Source organism: Chryseobacterium echinoideorum (assembly GCF_007474535.1).
GTDB lineage: Bacteria > Bacteroidota > Bacteroidia > Flavobacteriales > Weeksellaceae > Chryseobacterium > Chryseobacterium echinoideorum.
The window spans coordinates 263,387-290,360 of sequence record NZ_VKNW01000001.1 but is presented as its reverse complement, the minus strand read 5'-3'; the positions used below and the strand labels follow the sequence as shown (position 1 = coordinate 290,360).

Sequence of the window (26,974 nt, the reverse complement as noted above, 5' to 3'; positions counted from 1 at the left end):
ACATTCCAAATCATGATAAAGATGCTGGATATGTAAAAACATAGAGGACATGATATGATTATTGAATTTGGGACAATTAAGTTATCACCAATTATTTACAAAGCACTATTAATGAATACAATCGATTGGGCTAATTATGACTCCAAAGAGTTTGAAAATTTCTGCAATGCACTTTTAGCTTTCGAAGTCGGTAAAAAAGTTAAACCATTTTCTGCACCCGGTAGAGACGGTGGTATTGATGCAAGTTATACAGGTGAGTATGATGGTATGGAAGGTAACTGGCGCTTTCAATTTAAATTTCACAAAGTAGTAAGAAAGCAAGGCTTCCACCAATTGAAACGTGATGTGATTTCTGAAGTTGAAAAATTAAAAGGGGAAGATTTTTTTGTCTTGATGACTAACGTAGAGCTACTACCCCAGGAACTGGCGGAGCTTGAATCTACTTTTGAATCATATGTACACAACAATTCTCTTACAACCAAAATGTTAATATGGGAAGGAGCAAAGCTCCATACCTTGTTCTTAAGACATCCCTTGCTTTCTATATGGATGGATGAAGGATTTGAAACTGCACAACTACAAGAATATCAGGTATTTTTTAGAAAAGGTCTTGAAGCAACAGATTTTGTTCCAAACACATTGTCTAATAATTTTATTGGAAGAAATGCCAGACTCACAGAATTAACTAACTTTCTTGATTCGGACAAAAATATTGCACTTGTTGAAGGCGAAGCTGGAATAGGCAAAACACGCTTAGTAATAGAGTTTTTTAAAAAATATGTGGATAGAAAAACAGAGTGGAAACCTTTGGTTTTAGCAAGTAAAAATATAGATTTTGATCGAATAAAAAACTCACTTTCTTTGAAAGGCAATTTCATTATATTAGTTGATGATGCTCACAGCTATGATAGTAATTCTATTGCAGACCTGAAAAAGCTTGCGGAAATTTCGAAAGGAACAGTAAAGCTTCTATTAACAGCACGCTCTATGGAAGCATCAAAGTCACTTCAGGATATAAGAGAATTTGACCAGGATGATATTTTAAAGGTAAATTTGACTACCCTCGATAGACATGAAACAAAAGCCGCTTTCAAACCATATCTAGAAAAAGGCCCTTATTGGCACCACATCCGTGAATTGATAAACATCTCCTATGGCAGGCCAGTACTTATTGTGGCAATTTTAAGAGCCATATTCAATAATACGAGGATCGAAACTATCCGGCAGAACGATTTTTTAAAATCCTATGTCGCCAATTATTTTGATGAATTTCATTTGGAACTTGGCAAAATGGCAAACATAAGTAAACTTCGCTCCAAACGTCTACTTGAGAATATAGCTCTCATTGAACCATTCAATTTTGACGATCAACATATAATTGAAAAACTTAGTGGTCTTCACGACATAGCACGTCCCGAAATAATTCTTGCTCTTAAATTATTGAAGGATTACGGCTTTGTAAGCGGCAGATATGAGCAAAGCATCAGGCCAGATTACTATAGTGATATAGTTTTAGAGAATATAAACGCTACTGATGCTTCCAATTATATCATGTCGTTCGGCGCTCAATTGGATAATATTATCATAAATCTAAGTAGTGTAGACGAGGGAGATAGTGGGAAGGGCTTGTTATTAAATAATACTCTTAATGAATACGTTGGTTGGATTGCTGTAATAGACGATCCGACAATTACCACTGAAATGAAAATTTCAATAATCGGTCGTATTCTCAATACGGTTGGAAAAATCATATATGTAAAGCCAGAAATTGCTAAGCGTGCCGTTGACCTGTATCTTGACAACATAGTTAAAGAGGGTCATCCGGTAAGGATTGAATTTGAGGCTAATTTAAGGTACCAGAATTATTTTACTGAAGCCCTTGGCAATAAAATAAACAGCATATTATCAAGCCTCCTTTCGTTCTCTGAGTTTTATGGATTTGTATTTGACCAGATTTTTAAACTTTATGAACTCACCAACGATAGTAAAATCTCTGGAATCTATTCATATTCTAAAAAAGATGTAGTTGAAAACTTCAAATTAAAAAGGCAGTTTTATTTTATAAGGCGGTTAAAGCATAGACCAGAAGATAATGTAGCTAATTATTTCCTTATCCGAGAAATTTTGAAACAGATGTTAGTCCTGGACTTTACTGTTTACGAACCTAGTGCTACAGATCGTGATTCCTTATCGATCACAAGATATGCTCTTCCCCGCAGTGAGAGTGTTCAAATGTTTAGGCTGGAGACTATACAGCTATTTATTTATTATTATCAATTATCAGATTTATCTGAATATAAATTAGAAACATTAAAGGCAATATTGGATATTATACGCGGAATTTTCGCTTCTCATAGAAACCCTAAAGCTTATCAAGATAATTCAGAAATAGCGCAAGTACTGGGATTTTTAGAAAATAATGCTGCGGGCTTTGAATTATTGGAGCAAAAGGAGGTATTAGAGAGACTTTCCCATTTCATTAAATGGAATATTTCAGAAGAATTTATCCCGCAAATTACTCGAATTAAAAATCTACTGAAACCAAAAAATTTGGCAGAGCGCTTGTCTCAGCTTTTTAGCAACTCAGTAATATTATCGTTAAAAGGTGACGATATGCGTAACTATATCGCAGAAGAATGCGATAATATTGTGGGTGCTTTCAATGAGCAAGAACTTGCTGTTGCTATGCGAAAATTTCTGGAGCCTCAGCCCTATCCTCCACACTACTTTTGGGAATTTTTGCGAAATCTCCTGCAAAAGCATACACAGTATGCTATTTATTTCCATGACTACCTTTTTAAAATTAAGTCACCCTTGTACTATCAGTATGCTAGTGGAATATTATCGACGCTATATTTCGAAAAAAACCTGCAAGAAAAATATTGGAGCCGTATCAATCAATTGGAAGTTTTGGATACTTGGCAGGCAGATAATGTTATCTTAAATAGTTACGGAAATAGAATCCCAGGAACAGCAATTATATCTGAGAAGGACGCGGATTTAATTATAAAAATTTTTGAAAAGGGACGTTCTGAAAACAATCAGGCGCTTGCGGGCGGACTTCAAACTGTCATTGCATTTAAACATCCACAAACAGAGAATATTATAGGCAGCTACCTTAGAAGAGTGCACCAAAGAGATGCTGAAATATTCTTTATCTGGTTATCTGATAACGGCACAGCATCAAAGGATTTGATTAAAACTATAGTACTAAAACATACAATACGCTTCTACCTCTCCTTTGAAATTGAGCGCATACTAGTTTCCGTATTAAAACATTACGACGTTGAATTAGTGTTTGAATATTTAGTAAGACGTTTCAATTATAAAAAGCAGCTTGTAATCGAAACAAAATCTCTTATGGGTTACGATTTTGTTCCACCAGCAGAACATTCAAATTTATTTGAGGAAGAACCTGCAAAGAATTTACAAATGTTTGAGCTGGCACTTAACTGGTATATAGAACTTGACGCAGATGGAGGGCATCTTTTTTATGCAAAAGATATGCTATCATATATTCAGCCACAACAAGTCATTACAAATGAAGTTTATGCCATTTATGATCGGTTAATTGAAAAATTTAATGATAATTTAAATTCATTAGCACGAATCGCAGATAGCTTATCTATTTTCCACTCGAAGGATTCCAAACTTGTAGCCTTAGTCATTAAAATCTTTGATTTAGTAATTTATTTAAAAGATCAGGATATTGACTTGTTAAGACATACTAGATATGCTCTCTATGATGCAATAACATCTATGGGCGTAAAAACAGGTATTCCGGGTCAGCCATTTCAGGTTGATATCGAGCTCCGTGATTTACTCACGCGAGAAATTACCCAGCTACCGGATTATTTTGAATCAAAGCAATTTCTCAAGGAAATTCTAAAAAACTTAAACAACCAAATTGATCAGATAAGTGATCACGACAACGAAACATGGTAACACCGAATTCATCATCCAAGACAGTTATTTTATCTGAGTTTTCCCGTGAACGCAATGATTTATATTTTTCAGCAAGTAGCCGCATCTCGGACAATCTAACCGATACTATAAATTATGATATACATAAAAATTATAAACTTGAAATAGCATTGATTGATGAGCGTCTTCAGGCAATTACAAACAAGTTTAGGAAATGCGAGATGATATATCATCTTTATTTTGATGAGCTTGATCATGATCTTTTGACATCAACCACAGCGAACCTCCCAATCAGCAGTCATCGCTTTTTTCAAAGTAGCGACGGAGAAATCAAGCAATATTTTGAGGTTGACACACGTGTGCTCTACCAGGAATTGATTGATTATCAGTTTCAAAATATAATTTTATTTACATCCTCTATTTTAGAGAATCTTGTATATCTATCAGAAACCTTAGTAAAAAAAGTTTCCATTCATACAAAGAAAAACAAGCCTCAAAGTATTACTATGGAAAATTTCATTGAACTGCTGGGATACCTTCAACGTTTAAAGTACCGTATTGATACTGATCCTATCTCGTCATGTCTGCAAACACATACTATCTTTCTTACCCGTTATTTACCAACTATAAGTATTTTCAGAAACAGATTCATCCATGGATATGCAAAAAATTTGTTTAGCGATGGCTATGAGTATAAATTAAGCAACGTTGAATTGCCGCTTACATCAGCATCTCCTGATTTAAGTGTCAGTGAGTTTACTAAAAATATAATTGAAAATCTAAAACGACTTATTCCAGAGTTTTTCACAGCAATTACAACCAAAATCAATGCTTCCACAGACCTACCTGCGTAATGTTTAAACCTATTGGGATACTGAAGCCATTAACCCGAAATGATTAATTTTATTACATGATTAGAACACCTATAGATGCATATAGCATCCCAAAATTTGATGATCATGACATTATAAACAGCTATAATTGGTTTATGTCTTTCATTTCTCCCGCAGATTGGTTGAAAAGAAAAACAGAAATCGAAAGGTTGCTGACATACGAAATAAAATCTCAGCCTCCCTTAGAATCTTTAACAAAAGGTACCTTACTTGCAATAAAAAAAGATGTGATTGGCTGGTATCTTTATTTGATACACGTGCTCATCCACGAACCTCAAAAGTATGAGTATTTCCAAGGTGCCAGAGTAATGCCAATTTTCAAACGTATGGGACAAGATTTCGACTTATTGAAGAGTATTACAGGCATTGAAAAACGAGTACGCGAATTGCTAAAAAAAAGAACAGCGGAAGCTGATGTACTGCTTTTTGAATTTTTAGTTGCCCTGCTCTGGAAAAAAAATGGATACGATGTATCCTTTCTTGAAGAAAAAAAGGTGGGAAAAACTCCAGATCTTATAGCAGAAAAAAATGGTGAAGTATGGCATATCGAATGTAAAAGACAATCTAAAACTTCGGAGTACACTTACGCAGAAACGACTAAGCGTCAGACAATGTTGTCACATATCAACCTCGACCTTCTTCAAAGAAATTTATTATTGGATATTACATTTCATGTCGAGCTAAAAAGTCTGCCCGATACTTATCTAAAAGATTTGTTAAGCGGAAAGCTTGACGGTATTAGTTCTGGTCATAAGATTTCAAATGAACAGGTAACTATCGTATTCTCTTATGTTGATTTGCTGGCAGCAAACAAACACCTGGCAAAGTATTCGGTCAAAAATACTTCGCCTCAAATGAACATATTAATTGGGGGGAAAGCCGTTGATAACATGGCTTTTTCCTGTGGAACTAAGGCCATGCATTTTAGACTGGGTGATGGAGAAATAAATAATCTGTACGTGGATAAAATAGCAAACGCATTCGGAGTTTTCTGGACATGCGATGCTGAAGGAACTATTCACGCCAAAGCCAGAGATATTATCAGACAAGTTCATTCAGCTGCTGAACAGTTTGCAAGCGACGAATACGGGTACAACTCGGTCGTACATATAGGTATGGAAACCTTGGATGGCCCTGCTGTAGAACGTGCAAGATTGAAAAAAATTCAGTCTTCTACTGAAAGCATAAATCCGGCAGATCACAAACTAAGTTGGATTTTTTGTCACTTCTTTCAGTCATACTCTACAGTCAGAGAGGATTGGATTTTTGACGAAACAGTGCAGTCCCTGACTCCATATATTGATCCGATCCCACCAATAAACCGTAGACTTCTAGTGGTACCTGAAGATGGAGATACGGCAGATGACATCGTTCATTGGGAGCGTCCTCTACCTGAATAAACGCTTAAAATACAACCGTTGTTTATGATAATCTTGTAAAGGCATGCTTTTAACGTGTTTTTTTTGGCGTGTGCTTGCTGGCTCACAATTTTCGTTGTAAGTTCTCATTTCTCCTGACTTCCCACTGTAATCACTCGCACGGTATCGCAAATTTTCTTTAAAAATTTCTTTTCTTTAAGATAGTATTTTTAGGCTATATCTTTTTTACAAGAAGATGCTGATGTGTTCCCCGATGTTAATAATCATAGATTTGGCATAATAAACCGTAGATAGGAATTATCTATGTAAAAAATTGGTTAGAGAGGACTATCTTCAATTATATCGTCAGCTCCGAAATTGAAACGACTATTAAGAAATTCTTTCAAGGAATTAAAATTAGGAAAACGGCTTTTATTTTCTAAATCCCAATTTTTTAGAATTAACACCATCACATTATTTAGCTGAAATTCAAAGTCGCTGTCACTGAAAAAGTCTAAGTCAAACTCAACATAAACATCTTTCTCATCTGCTTTTCGTAATTCGAAAAAAACCTCGTGAAAAGCTTTTTGAAATTCCTCCTCCGAGTTGTATTCACCTCTTCTCACGAACCCGTTCGTTTTATAATTCAGCATATGATTATACATTGCCAGAACAATTTGCCAGTCTAACCAACCATCATTTCTCCATCTTGTCAAGAAATCATTATATCGTTCATCTCTCTTTATGTGCTCAATGGTCAAATACATTTTTTTAACCATATTTTTATACCTCCCTGCTATAAGATCTAATGATTTGCTTAGTGAATATTTACTACTTAGACTATCCTCCCATGCTAAGGCAGGAGATTGAATAATTTCTGGAATAATTCTTTCGCTACTATAGAACATCCTAGCGGGCTCGACAAAAGTATCCCTGTGAAACAAATCGCGATATAATCTCTGATACAAGTAGCCAGGTAAAGTTTTACCTGCAAGATTTTCCTCACGAAAGAAACGTTCAAATTCTTTTATAAATTCTTCCTCCGGTAACAAGGACAGCTGATCAAGAATAAGCTTAATCGAATGCGTCAAAGCAGAAGCTTGCACCTTGATTTCATCTGGAATTTTCTCTATAATTGCTCTTGTAAATATTTTCCAGGAGTATACTTCATTAGAGGGTAATTGTTCCGGAGCTCTGTAACGATCTGAAAGAATAATTTCTATATTTACCTCACCTTTCAAAAAATGAATATCATTCTTGGAAACCGCAAACTGAAGAAGAATCACTTGTATGGTTGCTGCTAACTCTTCTCCAACACTACTTTCAAGCCATTTATTTTCAAACCTTATAATCCAGACTGTACCTAAGGCCTTAAATTTAATTGTACGCATCTTACCTGCATCATTAACAACTTCATCCAAACATTTATTTTTTATGAAAAGTGTGAACTCCTCAATGGTCATTGCATCAGCAGCTTCTTTTAGGTGTTTAATTTCTGCTATATAGAGTTCATCCATTTCATGTATTTCCTTTTCAATAGCGGATTGTGATTCTGGTACAAGTCTGGGAAGCAGTGACAAAATTGAAGAAATAGTAACAATTGATTTCTGCAACAAACCGTCAGCAGTTGTATCAATTACTGGATCTTTAAACTCTGAACGCGAATTAATATATAACCTAAAAACCTCAAGGCAATTAAACCAATTTCCTTGCTCAAAATCATAGTGCAAGATTAGCCCGAAGCCATCGGATATACGTTTATGTAATTTTACGTTTTCGGTTGCCTGCCAGATTGCACTTAACGCATAAAATTTCGCTGCATAATTATTGCCAGTAGCTGAATACAGCTGTGAAATGGATAAGAGTGTCACAACATAGCCTTCCATAGTACCGTCATTTAGATACAACTCTTTTGCACGATGGAAATAATTTAATGCTCGAAGTATCGATTTAGGCTCTTTCGAATGTAAATATTTATAACCTCGTTGCGAATAAAGTTTTGCGGTCGAAAAATCTCCTTTTAGCTTGTTCACCAAAGGCATTAGTTCATCAGAGAAGTTTTCCAACCTCTCTATGACTTCAAAGTTTGCTTCATAATCTATTAGTAACTTAATATATATATCAATACGGCTTCCTAAGCGAACTATGTCGTAAGTCCGCGCAACCTCAGCAATACTGGCTATTTTTTTGTACTGAGTAAAGATTTCTTCAATAGTTTCGTTATCACCGTTCGTAATTTGCTGTAACAAAAGGGCAGCGTAAAGTTCATGAAAATAGCATAACTGACTTGGATCTTCGGCCGAAGCTAAATTTTCGACAACCAGTTCATATAAGTTTTGTTCCCAACGTTCAATCTCTTCAATTGCGACTTCTAGCTTTTCAAAAGCGACGGCAGCCTTTATAACTCCTAGCAGATTTAAGGCAGCTTCGAGTGACTCGTGATCATTAAAATTATTCATTTCTGAATAATATCCTCTGACCATCTCCTCGTAGCCTGACAAACTGCCAGCTTCCACAGTTAAGCTGTATCCATTAAATTTCAGCCATAAAAGTTCATAAATAGCATTTCGCTTGAAAACAATTGGAGTTTCTGTTAGATTGATATACTTGTTCAGCAATTTTATCCACATGTCGGCGTGGTGAGTCAGATAGTTTGTTGTTTTGCAATAATCAGCCGCATGTAATACCTGATAAAATTCTGCTGCAAGAAAATGTTCTATGTTTTCCACCACACGCCAACTACTAAAATACTCCCCATACCATTTGTCATCTTCATCTCCTGCGGAAAGCAACACTGAATCCAGCAAATGATGGTCAAGTTTTCTTTGCTCTGAATCGCTGTCAATTGACTTTTCAGATATTTTATAATATAAGCTTGCAAAAACACCCTCCCTTGTTGATTTTGCAGAGGAAAACCCTGTAGCCTCTATGTGCATATAAATATCTTCAATCACTCTTTGCACTGCTTGATCTGCACCAATATCTTCAAAATTCCAATGAATTGTTTTTGCAAAATCCTCCCATACACTGTCAGGCAGTTCGCCCACAACAATTTTCGTGTCGGCTAAGTCTTTTGCTAGTTTGGGATCTTTCTCTTTAATGCCAAATGGTTCTACATATTCCAGTACAATCTCTTTAACTTTTGCCGCAGATCTTTTAATCAGGTCAACAGACATTTCATTTTGATTATCTTCCCATTCTTTTAGTAATTCAGCATCATTTCCTTTATATGTGCTGGCAACAGCAGCATTTGTCTCAAAAACGAATTCAATCTCATCAAATTTATACTCGCCTTTAACAAATAGCATAAAAAAATGACTAATAGCCTTTTTCACCTCAACGCTTGAAAATGAAAAGTTTTTTGATGAATATAGCTTCAATTGGATAAATCTTGAGGACCAGTTGTCAAGATTTCTTAAAAAAATATCCTCCTGATAATCACAATAAATTACTTCATTTTTTTTTTCGATATAACTGATAAGCCAGGTCTGAAGGGTCCTTAATTTTTGATATTCATATCCCTTTACAGTTTCCACAGCATCTGTGTCTTTACTAAATATGGAGAGTTTAGATAGATTCATTAGATTTTAGTTTTAGCAAATATAAACCTATTAGTTTATAAAATACGCTATACAATATGCCATAAGGTCATCATCTCCAGTACCTAGCAAGCTTTCTGTGGAAATTTTGGATTACAACGGATAAGTTTCGATTTTGTAAATGTTAGTATTTGGTATATATCCGATACATTAACTACCCATCAAAATTTCTTTAATTCCACCTAAATATCACTTAACACCTTCAAAATATTATCAATATCTGCTAATAAATGATTTGAGGTAAGTCCTGTGTAGTTCACAAACAGCCAAAATGCTCCAATTTAATCCAAATTGGAGTATTTTTTTACTTTTGATTCCAGAATAATCTAGATTAATCTTTTTCACCTATCCAAAGATTCGCAAAACAAATAATATTGCAGACAAATAATATTTATTAAAAAAAAACTGAATTACAAAGTAATTTTTGCAAGCTCTAACATTTATTTACCTTAAAAAAATCCTACATAATCATATTAAAATAAATTATTTTATAATTTATTTTCTAAGATTACCTTTCCCCAACCACTCTTTCATTCCACCCGAAAAATTTTTCACATTCTCAAAACTATTTTTCTTCAGAACCGAATATGCAATAGTCGCTCGATCCCCACTTTGGCAATGAATGACAATTTGCTTATCGCATGAAATTTTGTCAAGATTGTCTTCTAAGATTCCTACGAAAACATTTTCTGCATTTTCGATATGATTGGTTTCGTATTCGGCATTGTTCCGTACATCGATTACCTGAACATCTTCTCTGTTCAGATACGATTTAAATTCCTTAATATTAATAACATCTGCAATCTTCAAATCCAGACCAAGACTTTCCACATTATCAATATAACCCATCATCTGATCCATTCCAATTCTCATTAGTTTTCGGGTAAGGTCTTCTATTTGTTCTTTCTGAGCAACTAAAATAAACGGTTCAGAATAATCTACTAACCATCCCATCCACGTTGAAAAAGAATTATTTCCTTGAATATTGATGCTTTCAGGGAGAAAGCCTTTTGCAAAATCTTCTTTATTTCTGGTATCAATTACTTTTACACCATCATTGTAAGCTTTCATAAATTCTTCTTTAGAAAGTTTTTGATGTTTGGGAACTTCAATGAGTAAAGGTCTTTCCTCTTTATTGAGCTTTTTCATCATTGCGAAATACTTCGGTGGCTCAGGCTAGTCCTCCAACAAATATTCGACAAATCCAGTTTCATTATCTTCGTATTGAAAAGCCCAGTTTCTGATTTTTTCATACCCTACTGTAGAACTTGGAACAGCTCCCAAAGACTTTCCACAGGCTGAACCTACTCCGTGTCCTGGCCAAACTTGAATGAATTCAGGAAGTTTACTGAAATCCAGTACAGAATGATACATTTCTTTCGCTCCTTTTTCCTGAGTTCCCACAATCCCAGCCGCTTTTTCCAACAAGTCAGGTCTTCCGATATCGCCCACGAAAACAAAATCTCCCGTAAAAATCATCACAGGTTCATCTGTTGCTGGATGGTCGGTCAATAAAAAACTAATACTCTCAGGTGTATGTCCCGGTGTGTGAATCACTTCCAAAGTAAGGTTTCCCACTTTGATGGTATCTCCATTTGTTAAGCCGATATGTGGAAATTCATATTGCCAATCTTCACCGCCTTCATTAGAAAGATAGATTTTTGCTCCTGTAACTTCGGCAAGTTCCCTTGAACCTGACAAAAAATCTGCGTGTATATGAGTTTCTGTAATATGCTTGATGCTCAAATTATTTTCTTTGGCAATCTGAAGATAGGTATCGATATCTCTTTTGGCATCAATAACTAATGCTTCGCCTTTTGCCTGACATCCGATTAAATAACTTGCCTGAGCAAGACTTTTATCATAAATATGCTGAAAAAACATAAATTATTTTTTAAGATTAAACTTTAAATTTATTTGACAAATTTCGGAAATACGTAAAAGTCCTACCGCTACTTTTGTTACATAGAGATTTTAATTATGGTAATAAATGAGAATATTCAAATACTAAATCAGTCTCTAAAATGAATGTTGCAAAATTTAATTCAATGAGGTAGTTGTTCTCTGAAATAACCATAGACCCAAGTTCCCATAACTGCACTTAATAAAGTAGCTGTTACTGCTAAGGCACCGGTTCCAATTTGCGCAAAAAGTGGTCCGGGACAAGCTCCCGTAATTGCCCATCCAAATCCGAAAATCAATCCACCATAGATCTGTCCTTTATTAAATTTCTTTGGAGCTATGGAAATTTTTTCACCATCGATAGTTTTGATATTAAATCTTTTGATGATTATTACTGAAATCATTCCGGTAAGAACGGCACTTCCAATCACGCCATACATATGGAACGACTGCAAACGAAACATCTCCTGAATCCTGAACCAGCTGATGATTTCGGCCTTCACAAAAACAATTCCGAATAAAATTCCGACAATCAGATATTTCAAGTTATGATACCATCTCTGCCTCATATTTATTTCGGTACTACAGTTATTATCCTGTTGATCTATATTTTTTTCTTTAGTCATTTTTATTTTAATTTAAAGTGAAAGGATGAGAGGCAAAATAACGTTCGCCATCAAAAAACCTCCTGCCATAAAACAAATGGTTGCGACCAAAGATGGCCATTGAAGATTTGAAAGCCCCATTATTGCGTGTCCGCTTGTACATCCGCCCGCATAACGGGTTCCGAAACCGACCAAGAATCCGCCAACAACCATTACGATAAAACCCCGCAGTGTCATTAAACTTGCAAAATTCATCAGCTGTAATGGAACAAGATTACTGAAATCTGTAATTCCGTAGGTTGAGAGTTCGGCTTTGAGATCTGGATTGATAGTGATTTGCTCCGGATTCATCAAAAATTGCGAAGCGATGATTCCACCCAGTAAAATTCCGAAAACGAAAAATAAATTCCATAGTTCTTTTTTCCAGTCATATTTGAAAAAATTGATGTTTGACGGAATACACGCAGCACAGATATGCCTGAGAGATGAACTAATTCCGAAAGATTTGTTGCCCAATATGAGTAATGTCGGAACGGTAAGACCTATTAATGGACCTGCAACGTACCACGGCCAGGGTTGCTTTATGATTTCTAGCGTATTGTATTATTTTTTTATTTAATTCTTACAGCAATTGCACTTGTAATTTATCATTATTTTAAGAAAAGCTCACGTACAATAATATAAATTCCCATCCCCAATACAAACCATCCGAAAATAGGTTTAAGCTTCCTCCCATCAATTCTTTTGGATATTTGTGCTCCTATAATGATTCCTATAATGGCAATAAATGAGATGGATGTCAATAATTTCCAATCGATATTCATATTGTTCATCGTAGAAAAAAAACCAATAAGCGAGTTTAGAGAAATGATGACCAAAGAAGTTCCGATTGCTACTTTCATAGGGGTCTTAAAAAGATTGACCAAAGCCGGGATAATCATAAATCCTCCCCCTGCACCAACCAAACCCGTCAAAATTCCTACAACCGACCCGTCACCTGCGATTAAAAGTGTATTTCTTCTGGTGGAAATACATTTTTCCATATGTAATTCTGTACTTTTTTGAATCATTTTGTAAGAGGCTAGAATCATTAATCCGGCAAAAATGAGTAACAGAAAAATATCTTTTGTGATAACTAAACTACTGAATCTAACAATCTCATCAGGAATTAATGGAAGGATATATTTTCTCGTCAAAAAAATTGAAATGATGGAAGGAATTCCAAAAAGTAAAACAATTTTAAAATTGACAAAACCCTTTCTAAAATAAGAGATTGAACCTATGACGCTACTTACTCCGACGATGAATAGTGAATATTCTGTTGCCAAAAAAGCATCAATCCCAAAAAGATATACCAAGACGGGTAAAGTGAGAATACTTCCTCCACCTCCTATTAATCCTAAAGAAATACCAATTAAAATTGAAGTGATATATCCAAAAACTTCCATTCATTTACTTATTAGAATACAAAATTGTCAATATTATAAAAGATACACTGCTACTTTTGTTACATAAGGAAGTCTGAAAGTTTTGAACAAAATTTTTAGGGGAATTAGACAATCATTTAGATTGTTTCCAAAAGGATAATTTTATTTCTTCCTAATTTAAGCTTTCCGGAATCTTCAAGCTGTTTAAGCAGCCTGGAAACCACGACACGGGCTGTTCCAAGTTCGTTGGCAAGCTGTTCGTGCGTGATGATTAAAGTATATGCATTCAGAATCTCGGCTTTTTTATGCAGAAGATTAAGAAGCCTTTCATCTACTTTTTTAAAAGCAATGGCATTTATGATATCCAATAATTCCTCAAAGCGTTTATGGTAAAGCCTGAAAATATAATCCAGCCACTCGGGATATTCTTTTATGAATAATGAAACTTTATCCACTGGTAGAAACAGAATTTCGGTATCTTCTTCCACCTCAGCTTTTACAATACTTTTTTCGTTATGCATTCCGCCAAGAAAAGACATAATGCAACTTTCGCCAGCTTTTATATAGTACAGAAGAATCTCTCTCCCATCTTCTTCTGTCCTCATCACTATCATCATCCCTTTCATTACAATCGGAATTGAACGAATGGAAGAATTTTCATCTAAAATAATGTCGCCTTCTTTATAGCTTTTTAGAACTCCATTTTCGTAAAGTTTGTCCACTAGCTCTGATGATGAAATAAATTCAGATTCTAAGATTGATTTTTCCATTTGATTTTACCTTGCGAAATTAATTTCTAATATATGTAGTTTTCTTGACTGAACCAATAACATGTATTTTTATTATCGAATTAAAGATAGACTAATTTTTAATGATTAAAGCTGAACGAAATAAGTTTTAGAAAGTTTTAGTTTAAAACGTATGCAAATACTTAAAAAAAATTCACAGGATAAAATAATATCGTAATATTGCAATATAATAATATCAATTATGGGACTTACTAAAACAGAAATATTCACAGACGAGCAAAATAATCTGGCTTCTCTCTTTAAAATTTTGGCACATCCTGCAAGAATTGCAATCCTCCAATATATTATTAATCAGAAAGCTTGTATCTGTAATGACCTTGTGGATGAATTAGGTCTGGCACAGGCAACTATCTCTCAACATTTGAAAGAATTGAAAAGTATTAGGATTATTCAGGGAACTATCGAGGGAAAATCTGTTTACTATTGTATTGAAGATAAAAAGTGGAAAGAGGTTCAGGGATTGCTTAATCAGTTTTTTGAACAGGATGTAAAAGTTGGGCAATGCTGTTAACAGCTTATTTTGCAATCTATATCATCGTCATATTGCAATATAAAATTAAACAATCTAAATATTAATTATTATGAAGCTATCAAAAATCAAAGAAATCTTACCTACACTGAACAATGTCGAATTTCAGTTAGAGAATGGGAAATTTGTTCCAGAGCATTTCCACATTACAGAAATAGGTGTTATCACAAAGAATTTTATAGACTGTGGTGGCAATACCAGAAATAAAAAGGTTGTCAATTTCCAATTGTGGGATGCGAACGACTTTAAACATAGATTGAAGCCTACAAAACTCCTTGACATCATCTCACTATGCGAAGACAAACTGGGAATCGAAGATTCGGAGATAGAAGTTGAATATCAAAGCGAGACCATTGGTAAATATGATTTGGAATTTAACGGAAATAATTTTGTTCTGAAAAATAAACAAACTGCCTGTCTGGCTAATGAGGCTTGTGGAATTTCAGAAGAAAATCAAATTGTGGAATCATCTGATTCGAATAACACTTGCTGTACTCCCAAGTCAGGTTGTTGCTAAAAAAGACTGCATTATGGAAATCAAACCTATAACCAAAGACAACTTTTCAGAAGTAATCGAAATCTACAATCAAGGCTTGGCGACCAACATAGCCACTTTTCAGAACGATTCCCCACAATGGGAAGAATGGGATAAAGGACATCTCGATTTTTGTAGAATCAGCATTTATGATAGTGACAAGATGCTTGGTTGGGCATCTTTGACACCAGTTTCAAGCAGGTGCGTTTACGCTGGTGTTGCAGAGGTAAGCATTTACATTGCACAAGACGAACGAGGTAAGGGAATTGGGAAAACTCTTTTAGCTGGATTAATTCAACGGAGCGAAGAAAATGGCATATGGACATTGCAGTCTGGTATATTTGCTGAAAATGAAAGCAGTATCAGGCTGCACGAGAAATGCGGATTCCGATTAGTTGGTTATCGAGAAAAGATAGGTAAGAAAAATGGAGTTTGGAAAGATAACGTCCTTATGGAACGTAGAAGCAAAAATATCGGAATAGATTAATAAAGAATAAAACTTAAACAACGACTATGTATTCAGAATTAATAAATACTATAGAACAATTGCAACATCAATGCATTAGTGAGGAAAGGAAAATCACATTGCAGCCATTAATTGATTTTGTACAGCAAAAAATGGATGAAGGAAAAGATATTAATATCAATTTTATTTGTACCCACAATTCACGCAGAAGCCATCTATCACAAATCTGGGCGCAAGCAGGAGCTGCCTATTTCAATATTCCTAATGTACATTGTTATTCGGGAGGTACGGAAGAAACCGCATTATTTCCAAAAGTGGCTGAGACGCTCATTAATCAAGGCTTTAATATCTTCAAAATTGCAGATGGAAATAACCCTGTATATGCTATCAAGTACAATGGTGATTCGTTACCTGTAATTGGATTTTCAAAAAGATATGATAGTGCGTTCAATCCTACATCCGGTTTTGCAGCAATTATGACCTGTTCTCAAGCAGACGGCGGTTGTCCTTTCATTGCTGGAGCAGAGAAAAGAATCCCTATCACATATGAAGATCCTAAAATTTCTGATAACACACCACAGCAGTCGCAAGTATATGCGGAAAGAAGTTTGCAGATCGCTTCTGAAGTGTTCTACGTTTTTTCTATGATTAAAAAATAGTTTTATGCAACTAAAATTTCTTGACCGCTACCTTACCTTGTGGATATTTCTTGCAATGGCAGCTGGGATTAGTTTAGGATATTGCTTTCCTGCAATTTCACAAATCACAAATGCAATGTCAGTAGGAACGACAAATATTCCATTGGCAATTGGTCTTATTTTGATGATGTATCCTCCTTTGGCAAAAGTTGATTATTCACTATTACCTCAAGCCTTCAAAGATAAAAAAGTAATAGGTCTTTCGTTATTTCTCAACTGGTTTGTTGGGACTGTACTGATGTTCGGATTGGCGGTTTTGTTCTTCCGAAATGAACCTGATTATATGACAGGATTGATACTGATAGGCTTGGCGAGATGTATTGCAATGGTCATCGTTTGGAGTGATTTAGCTAAAGCAAACAGAGAGTATACCGCTATGCTGGTTGCATTGAACAGTATTTTCCAAGTTGTTTCTTACAGCTTTTTAGTTTGGTTATTTATCAATGTATTGCCAAGCGAATTAGGGTTAGCCAACTTCAATGTAACTGTATCGCTAAAAGATGTTACAGAAAGTGTATTGATTTATTTAGGTATTCCATTTCTAGCAGGTTTTCTAAGTCGTTATTTTCTTATCAAATCAAAAGGTATAGAATGGTATAACAGAAAGTTTGTTCCAAGAATATCGCCAATCACATTGTATGCTTTACTATTTACCATAGTAATAATGTTTAGTCTGAAAGGAGATAAAATATTAGAACTGCCAATGGATGTGATAAAAGTTGCCGTACCGTTGGTCATCTATTTTGTACTGATGTTTTTTGTCAGCTTCTTTATCAATAAATCTCTAAACATACCCTATGATAAAAATGCTTCAATAGCATTTACAGCCACCGGTAATAACTTCGAATTGGCGATAGCTGTAGCAATAGCTGTTTTTGGCATTCACTCTCCACAAGCTTTTGTGGGTGTTATTGGGCCATTGGTAGAAGTTCCTGTGCTTATCTTATTGGTAAAAGTCAGTTTGTGGTTGAAGAAGAAATATAATAATGATTAAGACTATTTTTTTAAAAATTCAACATAGAGTTGTAAACTTCAGAAATTCTTCTAAATTCAATTTGAACTTTGTATAAATTTAAAGGTTTCTAAATTAATAATTATCAAAAAATAAATTCATAAATTTGTCTAAGTGAAAAATTGGAACAGACATATCACTTTAATTCTATTTGTATTTTTGGGATTTCTATTGACTCCCAACTTAATTTATGCCTGTTCAAAAACTCCAGTTAAAACTGAACATCAGAAAGTTTCTAAAAGTCATCACGAGAAAGCAGAAAAAAAAGACTGTTGTAAAACTAAATCTTGCAAAGACCATCAAGACAATAACGGTTGTAATGGCAAATGCAAAGACAGCTCTTGCAGATGTGGTAACTCCTCATTCAGCTTTTTGATGCCTGCCTATTTCAAATCAAATACTTCTTTTGATGCAATTGAAAAACGTCAATTTGAATTCACGCAATCCTATTATTCTTTAGGACACTGCTCCATTTGGCAACCTCCAAAAATAAGTTAAAATTATTGGTTTAACAGCCATAATTCCGTCTTGTCAAAATCAAATGTGCTTTTGGCTTATCCACTATAAAATCAATTTTAAATTTAATCAGAAATGGATGTGCAAAAATCTATTTCTCAAAATATAAATTCTTATGAAATCAATATCAAAAATATTGATGGCAATCACTGTATTGCTTTCATCAATCAACATCTTCGCTCAAGTTAAAAATGCAAAAACAGAAACCATCAAAATCTATGGCAACTGCGATATGTGTAAATCTAACATAGAGAAAGCAGGAAATCTGAAAAATATAGCCCAGGTAAATTGGAACAAAGACACAAAAATCGCAACTCTGATTTATGATGAAAAGAAAACCAATCATGATGAAATTTTGAAACGTATTGCATTAGCCGGTTATGACAGCGAAAAATTCCTGGCTCCGGATGATGTCTATTCAAAGCTTCCTGAATGCTGCCAATACAAAAGAGAACTAAAACCAACTGTTCTTGTTAAAGATAATGCTATGGATATGAAATCTGAACACAACAATCATAACCATAATGAAATGGTGATGGGACATTCAGCACAACAAAACCAACCCACTTTCAAATCAGTATTTGAAAACTACTTTTCTTTGAAAGATGCTTTGATAAAATCTGATGGAGCGACTGCATCTACTAAAGCTTCAGCATTGACAAAAGCTATTCAAAGTATTGATATGACAAAACTTTCATCTGAAGAACATACCGTTTGGATGAACGTAATGAAAGACCTTGCTTTCGATGCAGAACACATCTCAGACACAAAAGATGCTTCACATCAGAGAGACCATTTCACCTCGCTTTCTGATAACATTTATAAAGTAATGAAAGTTACAAAACAGGATACTCCGGTGTATTATCAAAATTGTCCGATGTTTAACAATGGTAAAGGAGCAAACTGGTTAAGCAAAGAAGAAGCGGTTAAAAATCCATACTACGGTTCGCAGATGTTGAGTTGTGGAAGTACGGTTGAAACTTTAAAATAACCGAAATATGAGTATACTTAGAAATAATATTTCACGGTTCTTACAGGCATTTTTTTTCCTGTTATTTTCACAATCGTTTTTCGCACAGAAAGTCGTACGTTATGAGTTGTTTGTAAAAGATACCTTAGTTAATTATGCAGGTAAGGAAAAAAGAGCCATTGCAGTAAACGGACAAATTCCAATGCCTACACTGACTTTTACAGAAGGTGACATCGCAGAAATCGTTGTTCATAATCAATTGAAAGAAAGTACTTCTCTCCATTGGCACGGTGTGTTTCTCCCCAATAAAGAAGACGGCGTTCCTTGGCTTACACAGAAACCTATAGCACCAGGTGCAACGTACACCTATCGTTTTCCTATCAAACAAAACGGAACGCACTGGTACCACTCGCATTCGGGATTGCAGGAGCAGATTGGGATGTATGGAAACTTTGTGATGAAGAAAAGAAAGGATGACAAAACATTTAGAAAAGAAATAGATGATTTGCCGGAAGTTCCCATTGTTTTAAGCGAATGGACCAACCTCAATCCAAAAAATGTTGACAGAATGCTTCATAATGCGAATGATTGGGCTGCGATTAAAAAAAATGCGACACAATCTTATGCAGAAGCCATTCGTGAGGGTTATTTTAAAACCAAGCTAAAAAACGAATGGAAACGGATGCTGGCAATGGATGTAAGCGATGTTTATTACGACAAAGTATTAATGAATGGTAACAATATTACTGATTTAAAAAACATCGATGGCAAATCTTTGAAAGCAGGCGACAAAGTGAGATTGAGAATATCCAATGGTGGAGCTTCTTCATATTTTTGGTTGCGTTATGCAGGTGGAAAAATTACAGTAGTCGCTAATGACGGCAACGATGTAGAACCTGTAGAAGTTGACAGGTTGATTATCGGTGTTTCTGAAACCTATGATGTGGTCGTTACAATTCCTTCTGACGGCGTGGCTTATGAATTTTTGGCAACAACCGAAGACAGAACGCAGTCTGCAAGTTATTTTGTGGGTAACGGTATCAAACAGTTGATTTCCCCACTTCCCCGTCTCAAATATTTTGAAGGAATGAAAATGATGAACGGTATGATGAAAATGAACGGCGACCTGGATGATATGGGAATGAAAATGAGCCTGAACAAAATGGATATGAACGTTGTAATGTATCCCGAAATTACCGGAAAAACCGGAAAGCAACAAGACCACAGCCAACATACTACGGATATGAAATCCGGAATGAAGATGGACGACGACCAGAATCGTTACAATGCCAATGCTTTGGGAGATATTACAACGCTTAATTATTCAATGTTGCAATCTCCATACAATACTACATTTCCTAAAGATGCGCCTGTAAAGGACTTGAAATTTACCCTTACCGGAAATATGAACCGCTATGTTTGGAGTATGGATAATAAAATCCTTTCTGAGACGGATAAAATTCCTGTGAAGAAAGGTGAAATCTTACGCATTACCATTTACAACAACTCGATGATGCGCCATCCGATGCACCTTCACGGTTTTGATTTCAGGGTAATTAACGGAAAAGGAGAAAAATCGCCCCTTAAAAACGTCTTGGATATTATGCCAATGGAAACCGACACTATTGAATTCCTTGCAAATGAAGAAGGAGACTGGTTTTTCCATTGCCACATTCTGTATCATATGATGTCAGGTATGAACCGTGTTTTTGCAGTCGGTGACTATCAAAATCCAAATTTACCAGACAGAAAACAAGCCTATAATATGTTGCAGAAAGAAAGCAATATGCCTCACTTTATGGCAGAAAATGATTTTGCGACCAACGGAAATGACGGACAGGCAATGTTGCAAAATGCAAGATGGAGCTTGGGTACAGATTGGCGATTGGGTTATAACAGTATGCACGGTTATGAAGTGGAAACTCATTTTGGCAGATACATCGGGAAAATGCAATGGCTGATGCCTTTTATTGGTTTCGACTGGCGATACCGTAAAATGGGAATTGACGAGCAAGAAAAAAACCTGTTTGGGCAAACCAACGAAAAAGATACCCGAAGAGCATTTAGTTTGGGTATTATGTACACTTTGCCGATGCTGGTCAACTTTCAGGCAGAAGTTTATCACGATGGTATTGTAAGATTAACGTTGATGCGTGAGGATATTCCTATTTCTAAAAGGTTGAGAGGAGGATTTATGGTAAATACCGATAAAGAATATATGGGTGAACTCAAATACATCATCAACAAAAACATCGGAATCCGAGCTCATTATGACAGTGATATGGGATGGGGAGCGGGAATATCGCTGGTTTATTAATAATATCACAAATTTTTGGTTAATTATTTGATTTACGATAAATGGAACGGCAAATGTTTCCACTGAAAATATAACAAATAGCAGTTCCATTTGATCAATCATAACATTAAAAAACAGAAGAAAATGGAAAATATGAATTACCAAAAACAAGGTAATGCTGTATATAGAAAGCTTTTTTTCACACTGATAATTTCATTTATCATCATGTATGTCGTCATGTTTTTAAATGTTGACGAAATTGATCATGTTTATATAAGTATAACCCGAACTTACATGGCATTGTTGATGGTGGCTCCGATGGCCGTGTTAATGATGTTGATGATGGGCAATATGTATCATAATAAAAAACTTAATTCCATTATCATTGGTAGTGGAATTACTGTATTTATTGTTGCATTTATTTTTCTACGAAATCAAACTTTCGTCAGCGATAGTCAATATATGAAAGCAATGATTCCGCATCATTCTTCTGCTATTATGACAAGCAAACATGCTGAGATCAAAGATCCAGAAGTGAAGATATTGTCAGAAAACATCATAAAATCTCAGCAAGAAGAGATAAAAAAAATGAAGGAAAAAATCAAAGAACTACAGTAATCCTAATGTATACAAATTTATTAGAAAAACATTATACCAATCGTGTAGGTTGGCTGCGGGCATCAGTTCTTGGGGCAAATGACGGCATCCTATCTGTAACAAGTATTGCCATTGGTGTTGCGGCAGCCAGTTCAGAAAGAAATACGATTATTCTTGCCACATTGGCTGGATTGGTTTCCGGGGCAATGTCTATGGCTGCAGGAGAATATGTTTCTGTCAGTTCGCAGGCTGATACCGAAAAAGCCGACTTGCTGAGAGAAGAGAAAGAGTTAAAAGAAATGCCCAAAATAGAATTAACAGAACTGGAAAAAATATATGAGGGCAGAGGCGTAAGTAAGCAAACAGCCTTGCAAGTGGCAAAAGAATTGACCAATCATAATGCGTTGGAAGCCCACGCCAAAGATGAACTGGGCATTAACGAAATTACACAGGCAAAACCTTTGCAGGCAGCTTTAGCATCCTTTGCTTCTTTTACAGCGGGCGGAATTTTGCCTTTTCTGGTTTCTATATTTGCTCCATTAAAAACATTGGTTTATTATCAATATACTTTGTCTATCGTTTTTTTGATGTTGCTCGGTGCAGTTGCAGCAAAGACAGGAGGTTCAAAAATAATAGTTGCGGTTCTCAGAATGTGCTTTTGGGGAACAATAGCGATGGCTGCAACAGCTTTAGTAGGGCATTTGTTCGGGATAAAAAATATTTAAATAAAAATGAATACAGATAAAACTTCAACACAACATTGGAATACCATTTACCAAAGCAAAAACGAGAATGAAGTAAGCTGGTACCAGGAATATCCGCAGGCTTCCATTGAGTTTATAAAGGAATTAAAATTACCTCTTACAGCTCATATCATTGATATTGGGGGTGGAGAAAGTCGTTTGGTAGATGTTCTTCTGGAAATAGGTTATACCAATATTACCGTTTTGGATATTTCCGAAAGAGCATTGCAAAAGGCCCAAAACAGATTGGGAGAAAAAAGCAAATTGGTACAATGGGTTGTAACCGACATCACTGAATTTAACCCAACTGAAAAATATGATCTGTGGCACGACAGAGCAGTTTTTCATTTTTTAACTGATGAAGAGAATATAATAAAATACACTTCAATTGCTGAAAGGGCAATCAGTCAGGATGGATTTTTGATTATGGGAACATTCTCTGATAAAGGCCCGACCAAATGTAGCGGACTTGAAATAAAGCAGTATACAGACAAATCACTGAAAGATGCTTTTAAGGATTCTTTTAAGCAATTTAGTTTTCAATATATCGACCATTCCACTCCTTTTAATACAGTTCAGAATTTTTTATTTTGTACATTTCAAAGAAAATAAATAGCAGATGTTCGATTTCAGATTGAAAGTATTTTTTACTGTAGCAAAAAGGCTCAACTTCACCAAGGCCTCGGAAGAACTGTACATCACACAGCCTGCCGTTACGAAACATATCAAAGAGATTGAACATTATTTCAAGGTTAAGCTTTTTGACAGAAACGGAACAAAGATTAAACTAACGCCTGCCGGTGAAACTTTGCTTCAGTATGCGGAACAAATGTTTGCCATCTACCAAAATATGGAATTTGACCTCAATGCTTTTACTCAAAATAAATCAGGAACGCTGCGAATTGGCGCAAGTACCACCGCTGCACAGTATCTGTTGCCTCCTATACTGGCTGCATTCCGTCACAAGTTTGATAATGTAAAAGTGCAGTTGGTCACTGGAAATACCGAGCAGGTCGAGGCTGCTTTGGAAAATAAAAATATCGATCTGGGGATTATCGAAGGTAGATCAAGAAATACTATTTTTCGATATATACCTTTTGTTAAGGACGAATTAGTATTAGTTGCCAGATCTGGACATCCTGTAACAAAAAAAATGAATGTAAAACCGGAAGATCTGAACAAATATCATTTTTTGTTGCGTGAACCGGGTTCCGGAACCTTGGAAGTCATTGCGCACGCCCTTAAACAAGCTGGTATAAAAATAAGTGATCTCAACTTGGAGATGCAGTTGGACAGTTCAGAAAGCATCAAAATGTATTTACTCAATTCTGAAGCTTTGGCCTTTCTTTCCATATATTCTATTTTCAAAGAACTTAAAAATAACGAATGTACAGTGGTCGATGTGAAAGGGCTTACTGTCGAGAGGGAATACAATTTCATTCGAACGCAGGGTGAAGGTGAAAGCCTTTCCGATTTATTTATAAAATTCGCACTTAGCTATAACTTTAAGTAATGGCAGATTATTTATTTTGATTTCTTTTTCACTGACGATATGATCAATTTTGTACTATAAAATTAAAGAATCATATTATGCAAGATCATCAAAATAATACAGAAAAAAAGTCTTTACGAAGATTCTTAGAAAAAAGTATTACAGCCAGAGAAGTTATTTTTTTTATACTCGTTGTATTATGCCTCTCTCCTTTTGTATCCCCTCCTATTGCATTGCTTTTGGGACTCATCGTTGCACAGTTCATCGGTCATCCTTATCTGCACCTTAACCACAAGGCAACACATATCCTGTTGCAGGTCTCAGTCGTAGGATTAGGTTTTGGAATGAATGTTACCAGTGCAATGAAAGCAGGCAAGGAAGGAATTGTTTTCACCATAATTTCCATCATAGGAACTCTGGTGATCGGATATTTGATGGGAAAATTTCTTAAAATTGACAAAAAGAGTTCCTATCTCATCTCTGCAGGAACCGCTATTTGCGGAGGCAGCGCCATTGCAGCCATTTCACCTGTTATCAAAGCCGAAGAAAAGCAGATCTCAGTGGCATTGGGTACGGTTTTCATCCTTAACTCAGTTGCACTCTTTATTTTCCCAATGATCGGTCACGCATTGAATTTGTCTCAGACCCAGTTTGGTTTATGGAGTGCCATTGCCATTCACGACACAAGTTCAGTAGTGGGAGCAGCAAGCAAATACGGAACTCAGGCTTTGGAAGTGGCAACTACAGTGAAGTTGGCCCGTGCTTTATGGATCATTCCTGTGGCGTTTTTATCTACATTCCTTTTCAAAAACAAAGGAAATAAAGTGAAAATCCCTTACTTTATAGGTTTATTCGTTTTGGCTATGATCGCCAATACCTATATTCCTTTTGTTCAGAATTTCAGTCATTACCTTACCGGTATTGCCAAAGCAGGGCTAACCTTAACTTTATTTTTAATTGGCTGCGGTCTGAATAGAAAACTCCTGATGAGCGTTGGTTTTAGACCTTTAATTCAGGGCGTTGTACTTTGGGGCATCATTTCTGCTGCTGCATTATGGGCGGTAACTTCTTTTGCCAGTTAAAGATCTATTGCTTAATGTATTTGAACAAATTAATATCATACTTCAATAAACAAGAAATAATATGAAATCACTACCATTTAAAATTTCACTGATACTTTTAAGCTTTACAATAAAAGCATTCGCACAAGTTCCATTCGATGGGGATATTAAAAATAATTCACTTGCGGTTAGCCCTGATGAAAAAATAGCGGTGGCATCTTACAGCGATTCTACAGAAATTAAAATTTATGACCTATCCAAAGCCGAGTTAAAAACCACCATCAAAGGCTTTGTTAATCCCAGAAATATTCTTTTCTCTCCGGATGGAAAGCTAATTTACATTACCGATAGTAGTCTTGGATATCTGATGGTTTATGATTCTGACAATTATCAGCTGATTAAAAAATATCCGGTTGGCTATGGTGCCTTTGGGACTGCTATCTCAAACGATGGAAAACAGCTGTTTATCAACAATGAAGCAGCCAATACGGTAACATTGGTCAATCCAGGAACATCTGAAGTCAAGAATATCATTACGGGCTTCCATCAGCCCAGACAGGGAGTAAAATTTAATCCTGATAACACAAAACTCTATGTGACCAATTTTGGAAACGACCATATCACGATTGTTGATGTTAAAACGCTAAAAATAGAAGGAGAAATGGAGGGCTTCAATAAGATCCGGGCAATCTCGATCAGTAAAGACGGTAAAACCTTATATGCAGCGAACAGTGGAACAAATGAGCTGCTTATGGTGGACATAGCCAGCAAAAACATTATTCATCGTATTCAGGTTGGTAAGGATAATTACGGAGCAAGTCTGTCACCGGACGGAAAACTTGTGCTGAGTGGTAACAAGATTGATAATACTATTTCAGTGGTCGATGTTAAAACCAATAAGAACATCCAAACGATTAAAGGTTTTAAAGAACCAAGACAAGCCATCGTTTTTTCAAAAGACGGGAAGTTCTTTTATGTATTGAACAACGATCTAAGTGTGGATAAGGTCAGTATGGCTAACTATAAGATCGTTCAGTCAATGAAATGATCAGGTGATAATAAATATTAATGTTTGAAATGGCAACAGAAATCTTACTGATCACTGAAGCAAAATCTTCTGATACAAAATCTTTTTACAAATGCAATACACCTTTGTACAGGAGCGTAAAGTCAGCCTTTGAAATGCAATTTGGTAACTTTGAAACTGATATTGATTTTTTAGCATTTTTTGAGGAAATAAAATGCAAAATTGAATATTTGGTGACTGAAGAAATTGACAGAAAGGATATGATAATCAGAAATAAACAACGTTCTGAAAATGTTGACTCGCTTTCGAAAAGATTAAGAACACACCGTCCCAAATGTATTATCATTATAATGAAAGATATTGAAAAATTTGTTTTAATGGCTATAGAAAGAGCAAAATTATCAGAAGTCTTATTTATCAAAAGTGTTCCATTCCCTGCAATGAGTGAAAGGAACAGAATCAATTGTGAGCTTGGAATAGCAGAAATTCTTAAAGACTATGTCTTAGGTCATTGA

25 protein-coding genes are annotated in these 26,974 nt (G+C 35.4%); 18 read left to right on the top strand and 7 right to left on the bottom strand.

The window, feature by feature from the left end; translation table 11 throughout:
• Positions 1-111 precede the first annotated feature (111 nt).
• The 3 genes from FOL89_RS01195 to FOL89_RS01185 are packed head-to-tail and all read left to right on the top strand — an operon-like array spanning position 112 to position 6,217.
• Positions 112-3,945 (top strand): NACHT domain-containing protein, encoded by a 3,834-nt coding sequence (locus FOL89_RS01195; RefSeq protein ID WP_144281022.1) that lies wholly within the window; start codon positions 112-114, stop codon positions 3,943-3,945.
• Positions 3,939-4,778 carry a hypothetical protein gene (locus FOL89_RS01190; RefSeq protein ID WP_144281021.1) on the top strand — a complete coding sequence of 280 codons (840 nt, stop codon included), beginning with the start codon at positions 3,939-3,941 and terminating at the stop codon, positions 4,776-4,778. The genes FOL89_RS01195 and FOL89_RS01190 overlap by 7 nt, the downstream gene beginning before the upstream one ends.
• Before the next feature lie 56 nt (positions 4,779-4,834).
• Positions 4,835-6,217: a PDDEXK family nuclease gene (locus tag FOL89_RS01185; protein ID WP_144281020.1), complete on the top strand. Its 1,383-nt coding sequence runs from the start codon at positions 4,835-4,837 to the stop codon at positions 6,215-6,217.
• 296 nt (positions 6,218-6,513) lie between these two features.
• Here FOL89_RS01185 and FOL89_RS01180 read toward each other — a convergent pair whose 3' ends face one another.
• The 7 genes from FOL89_RS01180 to FOL89_RS01155 form a co-directional block, all read right to left on the bottom strand.
• Positions 6,514-9,756, bottom strand: a complete 3,243-nt coding sequence (locus tag FOL89_RS01180) for a dsDNA nuclease domain-containing protein (RefSeq protein WP_144281019.1) — start codon at positions 9,754-9,756, stop codon at positions 6,514-6,516.
• Between the two features lie 513 nt (positions 9,757-10,269).
• A complete protein-coding gene (locus FOL89_RS17670) occupies positions 10,270-10,926 on the bottom strand; it encodes a rhodanese-like domain-containing protein (RefSeq protein WP_228444836.1) in 657 nt (218 codons plus the stop codon).
• Positions 10,927-10,950: 24 nt separating this feature from the next.
• Complete coding sequence (locus FOL89_RS17665; RefSeq protein ID WP_228444835.1) at positions 10,951-11,658, bottom strand: MBL fold metallo-hydrolase; 708 nt, start codon at positions 11,656-11,658, stop codon at positions 10,951-10,953.
• A 161-nt stretch (positions 11,659-11,819) separates the two neighbouring features.
• Positions 11,820-12,245, bottom strand: coding sequence for a DUF6691 family protein (locus FOL89_RS01170; RefSeq protein ID WP_228444844.1), 426 nt, complete (start codon positions 12,243-12,245; stop codon positions 11,820-11,822).
• Between the two features lie 69 nt (positions 12,246-12,314).
• Positions 12,315-12,869, bottom strand: a complete 555-nt coding sequence (locus FOL89_RS01165) for a YeeE/YedE family protein (protein ID WP_144281017.1) — start codon at positions 12,867-12,869, stop codon at positions 12,315-12,317.
• Positions 12,870-12,931: 62 nt separating this feature from the next.
• Positions 12,932-13,729, bottom strand: a complete 798-nt coding sequence (locus FOL89_RS01160; protein ID WP_144281016.1) for a sulfite exporter TauE/SafE family protein — start codon at positions 13,727-13,729, stop codon at positions 12,932-12,934.
• Positions 13,730-13,845: 116 nt separating this feature from the next.
• Positions 13,846-14,478, bottom strand: a complete 633-nt coding sequence (locus FOL89_RS01155) for a Crp/Fnr family transcriptional regulator (protein ID WP_144281015.1) — start codon at positions 14,476-14,478, stop codon at positions 13,846-13,848.
• Positions 14,479-14,698: 220 nt separating this feature from the next.
• Here FOL89_RS01155 and FOL89_RS01150 point away from each other — a divergent pair, with 220 nt between their 5' ends.
• The 15 genes from FOL89_RS01150 to FOL89_RS01080 all read left to right on the top strand — a co-directional run bounded on the left by FOL89_RS01150 (position 14,699) and on the right by FOL89_RS01080 (position 26,974).
• Positions 14,699-15,028, top strand: a complete 330-nt coding sequence (locus tag FOL89_RS01150; RefSeq protein WP_144281014.1) for an ArsR/SmtB family transcription factor — start codon at positions 14,699-14,701, stop codon at positions 15,026-15,028.
• 70 nt (positions 15,029-15,098) lie between these two features.
• A complete protein-coding gene (locus tag FOL89_RS01145) occupies positions 15,099-15,563 on the top strand; it encodes a DUF6428 family protein (RefSeq protein ID WP_144281013.1) in 465 nt (154 codons plus the stop codon).
• Positions 15,564-15,576: 13 nt separating this feature from the next.
• A complete protein-coding gene (locus FOL89_RS01140) occupies positions 15,577-16,068 on the top strand; it encodes a GNAT family N-acetyltransferase (protein WP_144281012.1) in 492 nt (163 codons plus the stop codon).
• 26 nt (positions 16,069-16,094) lie between these two features.
• Entirely contained in the window at positions 16,095-16,706 is a 612-nt protein-coding gene (locus tag FOL89_RS01135) for an arsenate-mycothiol transferase ArsC (RefSeq protein WP_144281011.1), read from the top strand.
• A 4-nt stretch (positions 16,707-16,710) separates the two neighbouring features.
• Positions 16,711-17,739, top strand: a complete 1,029-nt coding sequence (arsB, locus tag FOL89_RS01130; protein WP_144281010.1) for an ACR3 family arsenite efflux transporter — start codon at positions 16,711-16,713, stop codon at positions 17,737-17,739.
• Between the two features lie 208 nt (positions 17,740-17,947).
• Entirely contained in the window at positions 17,948-18,133 is a 186-nt protein-coding gene (locus tag FOL89_RS01125) for a hypothetical protein (protein ID WP_144281009.1), read from the top strand.
• 255 nt (positions 18,134-18,388) lie between these two features.
• Entirely contained in the window at positions 18,389-19,264 is an 876-nt protein-coding gene (locus FOL89_RS01120; protein ID WP_144281008.1) for a DUF3347 domain-containing protein, read from the top strand.
• 7 nt (positions 19,265-19,271) lie between these two features.
• A complete protein-coding gene (locus FOL89_RS01115; protein ID WP_144281007.1) occupies positions 19,272-21,560 on the top strand; it encodes a multicopper oxidase domain-containing protein in 2,289 nt (762 codons plus the stop codon).
• 123 nt (positions 21,561-21,683) lie between these two features.
• Positions 21,684-22,157: a DUF305 domain-containing protein gene (locus FOL89_RS01110; RefSeq protein WP_144281257.1), complete on the top strand. Its 474-nt coding sequence runs from the start codon at positions 21,684-21,686 to the stop codon at positions 22,155-22,157.
• Positions 22,158-22,162: 5 nt separating this feature from the next.
• Positions 22,163-22,861, top strand: a complete 699-nt coding sequence (locus FOL89_RS01105) for a VIT1/CCC1 transporter family protein (RefSeq protein ID WP_144281006.1) — start codon at positions 22,163-22,165, stop codon at positions 22,859-22,861.
• A 6-nt stretch (positions 22,862-22,867) separates the two neighbouring features.
• On the top strand, positions 22,868-23,491 hold the full coding sequence (locus FOL89_RS01100; RefSeq protein ID WP_144281005.1) for a class I SAM-dependent methyltransferase: 624 nt from the start codon (positions 22,868-22,870) through the stop codon (positions 23,489-23,491).
• A 7-nt stretch (positions 23,492-23,498) separates the two neighbouring features.
• On the top strand, positions 23,499-24,392 hold the full coding sequence (locus FOL89_RS01095) for a LysR family transcriptional regulator (RefSeq protein WP_144281004.1): 894 nt from the start codon (positions 23,499-23,501) through the stop codon (positions 24,390-24,392).
• Between the two features lie 77 nt (positions 24,393-24,469).
• Positions 24,470-25,453 (top strand): YeiH family protein, encoded by a 984-nt coding sequence (locus FOL89_RS01090; protein ID WP_144281003.1) that lies wholly within the window; start codon positions 24,470-24,472, stop codon positions 25,451-25,453.
• A gap of 61 nt (positions 25,454-25,514) precedes the next feature.
• A complete protein-coding gene (locus FOL89_RS01085; protein ID WP_144281002.1) occupies positions 25,515-26,480 on the top strand; it encodes a WD40 repeat domain-containing protein in 966 nt (321 codons plus the stop codon).
• A 29-nt stretch (positions 26,481-26,509) separates the two neighbouring features.
• Entirely contained in the window at positions 26,510-26,974 is a 465-nt protein-coding gene (locus FOL89_RS01080) for a hypothetical protein (RefSeq protein ID WP_144281001.1), read from the top strand.